A 13262-nucleotide genomic window follows, 5' to 3' on the forward strand; every position below is an offset into this window, starting at 1 on the left:
CAAACATGGCCTTGGGCGGCTTCACGCCAAAACAGCGGTTGGCCATGGCCGCGTGTCTCTACTTCTGAACCCCCTCAATTCCGGGGGGATTACCGACAGATTTGATTCGCCCTTCTTTTCCAGTAGTTCTACTTGCCGCCGTCGCGCCCATAACGCGCCTTCCTAAATGGTTGAGAATGTAGCTATCTAGCGTGGAAATGGCGTGACTGCGACGGTGAATCGGAACGCACCGCAGCGCTCCTCAACGTAGATATTTTTCTCGAACTTCTTTTGGGACGTCGACAAAACGTAACTCCTTCTAGTGTAGAAGTTGCGTATAGGAAAAGGCGCGCTCATTTTTAGCGAAAATTTTCACCAAATTAGTTGAAGAGTAGCGCGACTAGCGGGGATCGAACCCACGACCCTTAGCTTTGGAGGCTAAAGAGGCCATTCTTAAGTTCGATTAATTTCGTTATTACAAGCCCCGTGCTCTTTACCTACTTAATGCAGAAAACAAATAGGTTAACACTCAATAACTGTAAATCGTGCCGACATAGGGAGAGCAGAAAACGTTTGCACCATTTTCCAGTCGATCAGGTGAAAGAGAGGCGGGAAAGAAAAATCTTTCACCGTGAAAGATTCGGGCAAAAGTGCAAGCCAAATATCATTGGGTCCATGCGCACTATCGATCCAACAGTTGCTGACACTTTGCATCTAAATCATTTACTGAAGCAGAGGTGCTGCCAATCCTGTTACCGCCTTCATCCTCAAGCCAGAGCAGTGGCTTGCCGTTTTCTTCCAGCTCTACCCGTACCTGGTAATTAATTTCATCGCATAGCTGGAACACATGCGGCGCATTCCTTACCGCCGACAACAATCCTCCAAGCGCTGCAGCACGCAGGTCTTGCAACATGTCGTCGTTACGGGCAGACAATGCAATCCGCTCGCTGTCTAGGCGACTTTCAAGGTCGGCAATACGCTTGTTTGCTTCAGCCAGATGGGTCTCTTTTGCCTTAAGCTCGCCTTTCAGCTCACCCAGTTGCAGTGACATCGCGCCATTTCGGTCACGCAGATGATTGAGTTCCACGCGGGTGCGTTGCTCCTGCGCGGTACGATCGTCTTCCACCTGCCTGACGCGCTCGCGCAGATTGCGCTCGGCTTCGCGCGCCGTATCGAGTTGCAGCAATACATAGCGGCGATTGCCTTCCGCCTGCTCAAGTGCACGGCCATGCTCCTGCCGCATCAGCTCCAGCTCGGTACTGAATCGCTGATGTTCTTCAGTGCGCAAGCGCCGCTCCGTTTCAGTATTGGCCTGCCATCTGGCGACCGACTCGGCCAACTCCCGGCATTGCGCTTGCAGCGCTGCCGCCTGTTGTTCTGCATCGCTGCTTCGCCGCCGCTCGTCGTCCAGCGCCTGCTGCAGCGCCTGCCGATGAAGGAGCTCTTCCGCACGCAGTGCCTGGATGGTTTCGACCTCCCGCAATGCGTCGTCCCGCAGTTTGCCTGCCGCGATCTGCTCGGCTTCCAGCGCCTTGCTCGCCGTGTCGACCGCTCCGGTCCATAGCTGCTCGATCGTCTGCTCCACCATTTGCAGGTACGACTCGGGCATGCTCGTCTTCAGGGTACGCCGGCTCAGGGCCTTGCCAATTTCTTCGCGCAGCTCGGTCAGATCCCTGGAGATATCGGTGAGGGAGCCTTGCTGCGTGATGTCACGCACAATGCAAACAGACGGTTTGTAACCCTTGAAGGAAAGCTGCATTGCCACATGACGGGTGAGCTCCTTGCGACGTGCGCCCTCCAGTTTCATCCGTCCCACTTTTTCCTGCAGTTCTTGCCGCAACTCGTCTGTCAATTGCATTGCCGTGCTTTCCGCAATGACCGCGCTTCACGCATGCGCGACCTTTAATGATTCAACCCGACAAGCATGTTAGCGGTACATTTTCCCCATGTCAAAATTACGCTGTATTACGTTATAAATATTACGTTTTTGATCGGCGTTTCATCATGAAACCGAAATCGCCAAAACCGGCTGCTGCAAGTGATGAACGAGCAAAAACGGGCAAATTTTGTTGACACGGAGGAAATTGTTTCACGCCAGCGAAAAATTCGCGAATGGCAAAACCCAGAGCCCGTGCTGGTTGACAGCCGTTTTTGACGAACCGTCGTTGACATTGGCGATTTCGTGGAACATTGCCGTATTCCGGCCATTTTTCGCATCGGCGGCATGCCAATTTGTCCGTTTCGCGCTTTCGTCCACCATTCACGAGCGTAATCCATTCGATTGCGCTTTCTGACCCCGAATCCTCTATTTCAAAACGTCGACGGCTAGCCTCGCGTGCAATCCTCAGCGTCTCAATGCCTGCAAAAGCCGGAATTTACTTCCGTCATGTACAGCTGAAAGAATGGATTGACTCGGCAAGCAACAGGTCGTCGCTTTTGCGCTGCGTGTACTCTCTGGCCGCTTCAGACGCGGTTTCAAGCTGCAAAGGAAAAGCCGCTGTACCGTCAAAGTGGGGCATATCTTCCTGGTCACGACGTTACCCGGTTGCCCATTCGATAGCGTCATTGCAGCGTGTTGCATCGGGTTCCATTCCGGGATGGCGGTGGGAAGGACCTGACGCCTGCCATGGTCCCGCGCATAGTGCCATTCGCCACTTCGCCCTGGTACACGCCGGATTACCCTGCCTACGCTGAACCCCTTAAACCTTGCCTGGATCAACGGGGCGCCTCGCGCAAACAACGATTGCGCTGACAAGCGTGTAACGTCTGCGTCAGCGACAAGGTAGGCGTCACTTCGCAACACCTATGCTCACGGCTTTTTGAAGTGCGGCGCGCGCAAGCAGACGTGTTGAGTCCAGCACTGGCAATGGAGAATTATCGTCGTTGACGATGAGCGGGATCTCGGTACACCCGAGTATGACGGCGTCGCAGGCTTGTTCTTTGAACTCCTGGATGACGGATAAATAGGTTGCAATGGATTCGGGTTTGACCACTCCATACACAAGCTCATCCATGATGATCTGGCTTGTCTCATCGCATTCACGTGGATGGGGTCGAACACATTGCTGGCCTTTTTCGGCCAGCTTCTGGGGATACACATCGCTGTCCACCAGCCAACGGGTTCCCGTCAATCCGAGGCGTGTATAACCGCGCCTGGAAGCTTCCAGGCTAACGACCTCGGCAATATGAAGCCAAGGTAATGGAGAACGGGGCTGGACGTGGGCGAACGCCTGGTGAATGGTGTTGTCTGGGCAGATCAATAAGTTGGCCCCAGCATTTGCCAACTTCCTGGCGGACGCCAGCATCAATTCACCAACGCCTGCCAGGTCGCCTCGGTCGAGGCAGCGCACGTACTCAGCAAGCGATGGAGTGTGCATGGAAATCTCGGGGTGGGCATGTGCGCCAAGCCGTGCAGCGCCTTCTGCGCAGATAGTCCGGTAACAGAGCGCAGCACCTTCAGCCGAGCATCCAACGATTCCAATATGTAGTGGCATAGACATGTACTGTTTATTTTTGACAGCTTACCGGTGTTGTCAGCAGCGAATGGTGCCGGTAGCGTGACGCAATGTGCCCAGTGAAGGAAGAGGACTGGGGGCGGAAGCAATAACGATATCTTCTTCTTATTCAACCCGGATTTCATTTCGATATTCATTACCCTATCGGCTTCGGCTCGTTGTAGCAGACGCGTTCAACCAGCGAAATACGGTTTAGTCATGGACGCACAATGGCACGATTCTGTCGGCAACATTCGTTTCGGGCCACCTGGTGGCCACGATATGGATGAAAATTACAGTCGAACAGGGGTGTCAAAACGGTCCTACAGGCGTTAGCAATTGGGTCCACGTGAAACAATTTCGTGATTGCAATGCTGTGGATGAATGTTAGTGGATATTCTCGAGTGCAACGTTGTCTATGGAAAAGGTGACTGTCGTGCCGACTTGGACATTGCGTTATTTGCTCAGCCAGGTATGCAACTAGCGATTGGGATGACTATCATGATCGTTGGCATCTTTCACCGTGAAAGATTTCGTACCTGGCTTGGCATTTCACCCAATCTTTCACGGTGAAAGTTACTCGCCATTGAAGGTCGCTGGCTCTTTGGCCGAGGATTTGAATGCCTTGAACAGAATACCGGCCTGTTAAATATTGTCATACAGGAAAGAGGTTAGGCTTCTAGATGCATTTTTTATGGCGGCCGGGCGTACTAGGCGACTAAGAAACTGATGGCAGAGCCTGATGATCTTTCACCGTGAAAGATCCGGGCATAAAAAAGCCGGCAATCTTTCACGGTGAAAGATTGCCGGCTAGATAGAGGATTCGCTGAAGTTCAGTCGTTGTCGGTAGCGCTTGCCTCAGTGATGGGCATGTCCTGATCCAGGTTGGCGCCACGGATGCGTTGAATCAGCTCATCCGGCGTAAAGCCATTGACGCAGGTGATCACGACCTTCGTCCCATCGACCTTGATATCACCGACATGCAACCCCTTGATGCTGAGCGGGTAAGCTTCTATCCGTGGCCGATTGGCGCGCGTGACTTCCGCCAGCGCCCAGTTGATCGCCCCCTGTTCGGACACCCCATCTTCCTTAATCCGCTTCAGTGCCCGCAACACGATATCGGCATGCCCTTTCTTCGTCAGGCCCACCAGAATCATCGCGTTCTTGCCGCCGATGAGCGCCGGGTCCTTGTCGAGCAACGCAATCGCTTCGGCCGGCAGGTTAAAAAACGTCATGCAGCGACTGATAGTGGCTTCGGACTTGGCGATCTTTTTTGCCAGCGACACCTGAGTCAGGCGCGGCTCGCCTGGTGCCAGCGGCATCGACAGCAGGCGCTGGAATGCCTTGCCGCGCTCGTAGTCGGACAGATCAGTACGTGCCTCGTTATCCGCAAGTGCGGCAACCGCCGCATCAAAATCGGATCGGGTATCCACCACGTACGCCTTGATGGTTTCCTTGCCCAGGATCTCGTGTGCCCGCAGTCGCCGCTCACCGGCGATGAGCTGGTAGCGGCCGCCCTCGGCGGGCCGCACGCTGATCGGGACCAGTTGTCCTTCGCTTTCGATGCTGGCGGCCAGCGCGTCGATCGCCTCCGGCGAAAACATGATGCGCGGCTGGTACGGGCTGGGGTCGATGTCGCTGACCGCGATGTCGACAATCGATGATGTCCCGGTGAGTGCGTTGGGGACACCAGCAGCCACCGGCGTGTCAATCACGGCGGGGGCAACTGCCACCGGCTCGAGCGCTGCCGGATTGGCTTGCGCATCGTCGCGTGCCGGTGTCCCGTCCGGGGCTTCTTCATCGTCGAACGATTTCAGGGATGCCAGCGGCATTCTGGGCGCGAGTCTTTGCTTCATGGGTTATACCTCTGCTGTACGGGCTTGCTTGCCCTTGGTTTTTGCACACATCGACAGCAGGAATTCGGTAAATAACCGGTATTCGCCGACCGGCCCGGCCGTGGGCATCTGCAGTGTCAGGGGCAGATAGTTTTCCTGCGTCTTTGGAAATAATTCGCTGGCCGAAATCACCGTCGGCGACAGATTGCCCTTATATGCCTGCAATTGTTGCTGCATTCGCGACACGCGCGTGATGTTGGTCGAATAATGCGTCGGCAAAATCAACAGTTGCGGCCGCACTTCCGGCGAGCGCTCACCCAGCCCGTTGATTTCCGATACCAGGCGCGACAAGCCCTTGACCGCAAACGAATCCATGCGGATCGGCGCAATCACCACATCGGCTGCGGCAATCGCATTCGTCGATGAAAAAGAAATCGATGGCGGACAGTCGAAGATGATGAAGTCGTACTCGTTGACATTGAAGCCTGGCACGTCGCCTGCCGCCGATTCCTTGAACAGCGTGCGAAAGACCAGTTCCCGATTGCCCTTCGCGTAGGTGAACGCCTGCTCGAGGTCGCCCAGAAAGGTATCCGAGGGAATCAGGGCCGGGCCATGGGCGCCAAACGGCCGCTTGATGACGCCGGCGACATTGCCCATCTTGTTGCCACGGCCATTCTTGCTATCCATGAACTGGGTACAAATGGTGGCAAAGGTGCCAGTGACAATTGCGTCATCACTGAGCCCATGTTCCGCCGCTTCATCAATCGTCAGGTCGCTCTCGTAACCCATCAGTTGCGTGAGGTTGGATTGCACATCCAGGTCGATCATCAGCACCCGGTAACCGAGCAAGCCGAGCTGGATGCCGAGTTCGCCGGCCGTGGTCGATTTGCCGACACCACCCTTGATGAGGTCAACCGCGATCACCACCGGTTCCGCCGACACCTTCTTGACCAGATCCTGCTCACGGCGCCAGCGCGCCAGCTTGAAGACATCGGCAATATTGAACAGCCGCACGGCTGGCGACGCCGGATTCTTTTTGTTGGCGCGCTGGATTTCCATCCCGCTGTCACGCAAATGATTGCGCAGCGTGTTTTCTGAAATATTGAGCAGAGCAGCGGCTGCCTTGAGGCGGTAAATCACATCCTCTTGCAGGGCAAATGTTGAGCGCATGAAACCTCCGAATGGCGTGCAATACCAAAGTGCGCCCATTTTCCGCAGAGCATCCGTAACTGTCAAGTGCTATTGGTAGGTTAAAAGCATAAAAGTGTGTTTTAACCTGCTAATTTGCCAAACATGCCAATGATCTTTCACCACACTGGGCGTTGAAATACGCTCATCAGGCAGCGCATGCAACCGGGCATGGTGCTGTCCTGTCATGGGGGGACTGCAGTCGTGGCAAGGGCACACGCGCCTATGCAATACTGACCGCAGACAGACAACCAGGTGGACCATGACAACTCTGAGCGACTACGTAAGGAAGTACCCGGCGGGAGCGCAATTCGTCATCAGTGCGCCGATGCTGCGCATGACGCCGCAGCAATTCGATGCACTGGCCGTTGGCTGGGTCGATGACGGCGGACCGGGATTCAATGTCGTCGGCATGCCGCACCGTAGTGTCGTGGATGGCGAATTTTTCATCAGCCGCGTCAACGTCATTCGCACCACCGCCCCGGTATAACGCACGAACGCATGCGTGCCGTTGCGTACGTCATCCACGGCGGGACGGCAGAACTATCCGTTCGCATACGCTGTCCATTAGCAATAATGACAACAGGTCAACGTGCACTGGTCAATCCGGCTTGCCAGGTCGCAGGCGGCCCCGCCTGACCCCTGCGCACGGACCGGGGCGCAGCAATGAATTGGCTGCCGCGGCGACCAGACGGGATACCACCGCAATGCGAAAAAAGAACAACCCGGCCGACGACGCCGCCATCGACACCGAGCGGTCGGAATATGTGCAGGTGCGCGGCGCGCGCGAACATAACCTGAAGAACGTCGATCTGGCGATTCCGCGCAACGCACTCGTGGTCTTTACCGGCATTTCCGGATCCGGCAAATCGTCGCTGGCGTTTGGCACTCTGTACGCCGAGGCGCAACGGCGCTATCTTGAATCGGTGTCGCCCTATGCGCGACGCCTGTTCCACCAGATGCCGGTTCCCGACGTCGATGACATCGATGGCTTGCCACCGGCGGTCGCCCTGCAGCAGCAGCGTGGCACACCCACCACCCGATCCTCGGTCGGCAGCGTCACCACCTTGTCAAACTCGGTGCGCATGCTGTATTCGCGGGCAGGTGACTACCCGGCGGGACAAGCGCTGCTGTATGCAGAGTCCTTTTCCGCGAACACGCCGGAAGGGGCGTGCCCCACCTGCCACGGGCTGGGCCGCGTGGTTGACGTGACCGAAGCGTCGATGGTGCCCGACGACACCCTCACCATTCGCGAGCGTGCCGTGGCTGCATGGCCCACTGCCTGGCATGGACAGAATCTGCGCGACATCCTGACCACGCTGGGCGTTGACGTCGACCGGCCTTGGCGCAAATTGTCGCGCAAGCAGCGCCACTGGATCCTCTTCACCGACGAGCAGCCGGTCGTCCCGGTGTATGCCGGATTCACGGCAGAAGAAGTGCAGCAGGCTTTAAAGCGCAAGGATGCGCCCAGCTATCAGGGCACGTTCACCAGCGCCAAGCGCTACGTGATGGAAACGTTCGCCAACACGGAGAGTGCGGCCATGAAAAAGCGGGTCGCGCAATACATGGTCAGCAGCACCTGCCCGCTATGCCGGGGCAAGCGGCTGCGACCCGAAGCGCTGTCCGTCACGTTTGCCGGCATGGACATCACCGAATTTTCCCGTGTTCCGCTCAAGCGCCTCGCTTCCCTGCTGCGCCCGTATGCGCAGGGCGACTATCCGGCGTCGGCGACGATGGCCGCACGCCACCCGGAAAAGGCGATCGTGGTGCGGCGCATCGCCACCGACCTGCTTGCCAGGCTATCGATCCTGCTGGATCTGGGGCTCGGTTACCTGACGCTGGAACGCGGCACGCCGACCCTGTCGCCGGGCGAACTGCAGCGGCTGCGCCTGGCCACGCAAGTGCGCTCGAACCTGTTCGGCGTCGTCTATGTGCTCGACGAACCATCGGCAGGACTGCATCCGGCGGACACGGAAGCGCTGCTCGATGCGCTGGACCTGCTCAAACGCAACGGCAACTCGCTGTTTGTGGTCGAACACGCGTTGGGTGTTATCCGCCATGCCGACTGGATCGTCGACGTCGGACCCGGCGCGGGTGAACACGGCGGCCACATTGTCTACAGCGGCACGCTGCCGGGCCTGGCTAACGCAAGCGAGTCGCACACCCGTCGCTTCCTGTTCGAGTCCGGCCCGCCCGCCGCGCCTGCACCGCGCGCACCGGCCGGCTGGCTGCAGCTCACCGGGGTGACCCGCAATAATCTGCAGGGGCTCGATGTGCGCTTTCCGCTGGGCGTGCTGACCAGCGTGTGCGGCGTGTCTGGTTCCGGCAAATCGACGCTGGTGAGCCAGGTGCTGGTGGAACTGGTGGCCGCGGCGCTGGGTCACGACGTCAATGGCAAGGGTGATGATCGCGACGATAGCGACGAGCATGACCCACTGGCGCCGGCCGCGCCGGTCACCGTCGGCGGATCCATCAACGACGGCATGCAAACGATCCGGCGCCTGGTGCTGGTGGACCAGAAGGCGATCGGCCGCACACCGCGCTCCAACCTCGCCACCTATACCGGCCTGTTCGACCATGTGCGCAAGCTCTTTGCTGCTACCAGGATGGCACGTGCGCGTCACTATGATGCCGGGCGCTTTTCTTTCAACGTGCGCAAGGGACGGTGCGACAACTGCGAAGGCGAAGGGTTCGTGATGGTCGAATTGCTGTTTCTGCCGAGCGTGTACGCGCCATGTCCGCTCTGCCAGGGCAGTCGTTTCAACGCAAAAACCCTCGATGTGACCTACAAGGACAAGAACATTGCCGAGGTGCTCGCGTTGACCGTCGATGCGGCATGGGCATTTTTCAATGAAGAACCTGCCGTCCGGCGCACCCTGGAAGTGCTCAGGGAAGTCGGCCTGGGTTACCTGCGGCTGGGACAGCCGGCCACCGAACTGTCGGGCGGCGAAGCCCAGCGCATCAAGCTGGCCACCGAGTTGCAACGCGCAACGCGCGGCAATGCCCTGTACGTGCTGGATGAACCGACCACCGGCCTGCATCCGGCGGATGTGGAAAAACTGCTGGCCCAGCTCGACCGGCTGGTCGAGGCCGGCAATACCGTGATCGTCGTCGAGCATGACATGCGGGTGCTCGCAGCAAGCGACTGGGTCATCGACATCGGTCCGGGTGCCGGCGACGAAGGGGGTCACATCGTCGCAGCCGGACCACCGGCCGCCGTGGCGGCGTCGCCGGCCAGCCGTACTGCCCCTTACCTGCGGCAGTTTTTATCGGGAACGTACTGACCACGCTGCAGCGATGCCCCGCACTTGCGCGGGCGTCGCGGACCGACTGGCAGCTCCGCGTGCCCGGCTCACCACCGTGCCAATAGCCCAAGAAGGCGCGTAAAGCGCGTCTGGCGCCTTTGCCGGGGTTGCCGGTACCGCGAATGCCCGTTAAGGCTCGAACGGGCCAGGAAAGGGCTGGAGGGCCTGAGGACTTGCGTTGCGGGGCGCCCTCCGGCTGATTTAGAACCCATCGAATGCGTCCAGGCGACTTGGGCAGTGGCGGCGGTGCATCTCCACGGATTGGTTGCTGCTGACAGATACCGCCTCGGCACCCGGATTCAGTCATCCCCCTCGGACTCGAGGAAGTCAATGATCTGGGCATCGGTCGGCTCGCCCCACAGCTCGGTGGCCAGCCAGTCGCCGAATGCATTGCGAACAAGTGTCATCTCCAGGCCTTTCTTCAGGTACGGCTTGATCGACTTGTCGGCTTTTTTGGCGAAGGTGGCGAGGAGTTTCTTTTGTTCGGCGGAGACGAGCTGGTCGTAGTGGGTCAGCGCATCCTTGGCGCGCGCGATCATGAAGCGCTCGCGCAGGTTCTTCCTGCTTTTCGGTTTCACCGGCTTGGCCTCGTTGACTTCGATGACCTTGCCATTGGCATAGCCTTTTTTGATCGCGGTCTTGAAATATGCCGCGGCCGATTCCAGCGGACCGGCCCGGGTGTTTTTCTGCCGGCTCTCCACCAGATGCAGGTGCGCGAGCACGACCTGTTCGTCATAGGAGGTATAGATCGCGGTCGCCTCGTCCTTGGATATGCCCAGCGCCATGATGCGTTCGATCATCTCCATGTTGATGATCGGGATGGCGGGCAGCTCAAACGACGACTGTGCCTTTTGATACACCTTGAACTGGATGTCAGCGACCTTGCGGCCTTCCTTGAATTCGAGCAGCTCGATTTCAATGTCGGTGATGGCATTGATTTCGGTGACCGACTTCATCAGGTGGTCGCGCTTGAAGTACTTGTATTCGGGCAGATTGACATCGGTGGTCACCGTGCCGGTAATCGTGTAGTACCAGCGCTCCCACTTGTCGCGGTTGGTCAGGTGCGACGGACTGGACGCGTAGCGCCGGCAGACTTCGTACAGCGCCAGGCTCGACGCGGTGCGCAACTGCGTCTGGTACCACAGACTGAATTTCGTGTAGATGGTCGGCTTCAGGACCATGTGCATGACTTCGGGTGGAAACGAGAAACCCAGCCAGACGGTCCCGCCCTTGCTCTTGAGGCCTTTGGAGTTGTAGATCTTGACCCCGGACAGCAGCCGCTCGCTCGTCCACATTTTCGTGCTTTCCGCCTCGACGCGGATGTTTTGCAATTCGTTGGCGTGTTCCTTCAGCGTTTCATAATCATTGCTGTTGTACTTGGTATCCTTGACCACATCCTGGAGTGCGATCCAGAAGTAAGATTCCGCCGACGGCTCGTCAATGGGCGCGTTGACGCCCGGCCTTTGCTGCTTTTGCGCGGTTGATATGAAGACGTTGTAGAGCTTGCGGGACAACAGGCTGAACTGGCCTTCGACGACACGTAACCCGATCGAGTCATTTGCCTTGCGAAATTCGACGAGCGCGTCACGCCCGTCGCTCGACTCATCCACGCCCGGAATGGTCGGCAAGGTCTTTTTCTTCGGCGATGCCATAAGCCGCTGTCTGGTGAATGAAAACAGGAAGATAATGCCCTTGTGGTGAAATCTGCGCAAACAAAATTTTCACTTTTGAATGACGTTCCCGCAGCGCTCACCGTTGCTGAACATGCGCGTTCCTGCAGCGCTCACTTCACCGTAAGATGGTTACCGAGTCCACTCACCCGTGTTACCGCCCGTGCTCCCCGAACCGTGCCATGTTCCCGCAGGTGTGCACACGAGTTCCCGTAACCGCTCACCGGAGTTACCGTACCCACTCACCATTGCGGCTGCCAACCCTGTATCCATGCGCTGTTGGCGGTGTCCTTAAAGGTGTTAAGGGTTTACAAGGGTTTACTTCTAAAAAACCCTCAATGGCAGCGCCCTTTAGAAAACCCCTGCTGCAAAGCCTTGTTGCATGCAAACGAGGCCGAAGCGCCACCTGTGTTCCAGCGCCGCGTGGCTTGTCCTCCTGCAGGCACCGCGATCGGGCCGCTGGCCGTCTGGATTGCCGAACAAGATGCCGGCGATACGGCGACACGACCGCGGTGCGGTGGTCATCAGTCTTTGCTCGCCTAAGCCAATGGTGAGCTGTACAGGAACACGTCACCGTTTAACCGCTCTGCAGGCACGGCGACTTTCGGGGTGCATGCATTCGTCAGCTTGCCCCTATCGCTGTTCGCACGCCAAGTGCCAGCATAGAGTCCGCACGGGTACAAAAGGTGAGCGCTGCAGGAACACGGCCCATTTTGCGCCTAATCTTCAGAGGTCCTGAACAGATTCGTAAGGTGAGCGCTGCAGGAACATGGGTGAACAGCTTCCTGCACAGCTCACCTTTGCCCGTTCATCAAGCCGCGTTCCAATGCACGCATGGACAAAAGTAAATGCTTACTCTGCATTCTTGGTTCCTGGCATTGGCGATCGGCACCACAAAGGTGAGTTGTTCCTGTAGCGCTCACCTTTGAATTTCCGCTTGAAAATCAAGGAGATCCGCACGGCATCGCCACCCATGTTCCCGTAGCGCTCACCGACAGCGATTCGCCAGCGTGCTTGTGACCTGACAGTGGGGGTTGTCGCGACCATCCCTTTCCAACTGAAAAGTTTAAGAAGTGCGACACGTTCCTGCAGCGCTCACCGTCACCCGATCCAATGCGCCTATTCCTTCCCTGGGCGATCGACGGTGTGCAAGAGAGCGCGCTCGCGCGTCAGACAGAAACAATGATCAAAACTTTCACCGTGAAATTTTTCACATACCGGGATGGGGGTATCGTTCCCGCTGCGCTCACCGTCACCCGGCACGGTGGCAACCCGGGCTCGCGGTGCAACGGTGAGTTGTTCCCGTAGCGCTCACCTTTGCCGTGTTCCTGTAGCGCTCACCATTGGCCCGCGATGAATGACGGTCTGGCGAAAAATAGCAGCTGGCCGACTCGTTCGTTGCAGAAGGCAGCCCCTGGGATGGCTTTTACAAGTGGAATAGGGAAACGCGACACGTGCACCTGGGCACCTGGGCACCTGGGCGCCTGACATCTTGGCTACCAGCGGCAACCCACGTTGCGCTACGAGCAGAGGGTGTTTGCAGCCAAGCGTGCCACGATCGGTCGGGTTTCGGCCCGTATGCGCTCCGCCCGCAGGAGCGGGCATACGGGCAGCGTCCATGCCAGCCCGATCCCCCATGATCTGGTCGTGCTCGCGCCGCTGTCGGAAGACAGCCTCGTGGAGGCGCTTCCACCGGATACGTTCGGGTCACTTTGGCGCGTTTGCCACGAGCGGGGTGTCCCCTTTCATTGCCAAACGATGAGGATGCGCATGCGTGCGTCACTCTGGATT

At 58.0% G+C, this 13262-nt stretch carries 8 protein-coding genes; 3 read left to right on the top strand and 5 right to left on the bottom strand.

The features are described 5' to 3' along the window. Positions 1 to 661 precede the first annotated feature (661 nt). The 4 genes from V7080_RS16050 to V7080_RS16065 form a co-directional block, all read right to left on the bottom strand. Entirely contained in the window at positions 662 to 1837 is a 1176-nt protein-coding gene (locus V7080_RS16050; protein WP_334189400.1) for a DNA-binding protein, read from the bottom strand. A 931-nt stretch (positions 1838 to 2768) separates the two neighbouring features. Then, entirely contained in the window at positions 2769 to 3473 is a 705-nt protein-coding gene (locus tag V7080_RS16055) for an aspartate/glutamate racemase family protein (protein ID WP_334189407.1), read from the bottom strand. 833 nt (positions 3474 to 4306) lie between these two features. Then, positions 4307 to 5329 carry a ParB/RepB/Spo0J family partition protein gene (locus V7080_RS16060; RefSeq protein WP_334189401.1) on the bottom strand — a complete coding sequence of 341 codons (1023 nt, stop codon included), beginning with the start codon at positions 5327 to 5329 and terminating at the stop codon, positions 4307 to 4309. Between the two features lie 3 nt (positions 5330 to 5332). Next, positions 5333 to 6478 carry an AAA family ATPase gene (locus V7080_RS16065; protein ID WP_334189402.1) on the bottom strand — a complete coding sequence of 382 codons (1146 nt, stop codon included), beginning with the start codon at positions 6476 to 6478 and terminating at the stop codon, positions 5333 to 5335. A gap of 280 nt (positions 6479 to 6758) precedes the next feature. Between V7080_RS16065 and V7080_RS16070 the strand changes: the two genes are divergently transcribed. Together V7080_RS16070 and V7080_RS16075 are read left to right on the top strand one after the other, a co-directional pair. After that, positions 6759 to 6986: a hypothetical protein gene (locus V7080_RS16070; protein ID WP_334189403.1), complete on the top strand. Its 228-nt coding sequence runs from the start codon at positions 6759 to 6761 to the stop codon at positions 6984 to 6986. 217 nt (positions 6987 to 7203) lie between these two features. Beyond that, positions 7204 to 9780 carry an excinuclease ABC subunit UvrA gene (locus V7080_RS16075; protein WP_334189404.1) on the top strand — a complete coding sequence of 859 codons (2577 nt, stop codon included), beginning with the start codon at positions 7204 to 7206 and terminating at the stop codon, positions 9778 to 9780. Between the two features lie 320 nt (positions 9781 to 10100). Here V7080_RS16075 and V7080_RS16080 read toward each other — a convergent pair whose 3' ends face one another. After that, the gene (locus V7080_RS16080) at positions 10101 to 11429 is read right to left on the bottom strand and encodes a replication initiation protein (protein ID WP_334189405.1); all 1329 of its coding nucleotides are present in this window, start codon (positions 11427 to 11429) and stop codon (positions 10101 to 10103) included. Between the two features lie 1557 nt (positions 11430 to 12986). On the opposite strand from V7080_RS16080, the gene V7080_RS16085 reads away from it, so the two are divergent. Further along, a partial coding sequence (locus tag V7080_RS16085; protein ID WP_334189406.1) for a hypothetical protein occupies positions 12987 to 13262 on the top strand: 276 nt, incomplete at its 3' end.

This window comes from Noviherbaspirillum sp. (assembly GCF_036846085.1).
Lineage (GTDB): Bacteria > Pseudomonadota > Gammaproteobacteria > Burkholderiales > Burkholderiaceae_D > Noviherbaspirillum.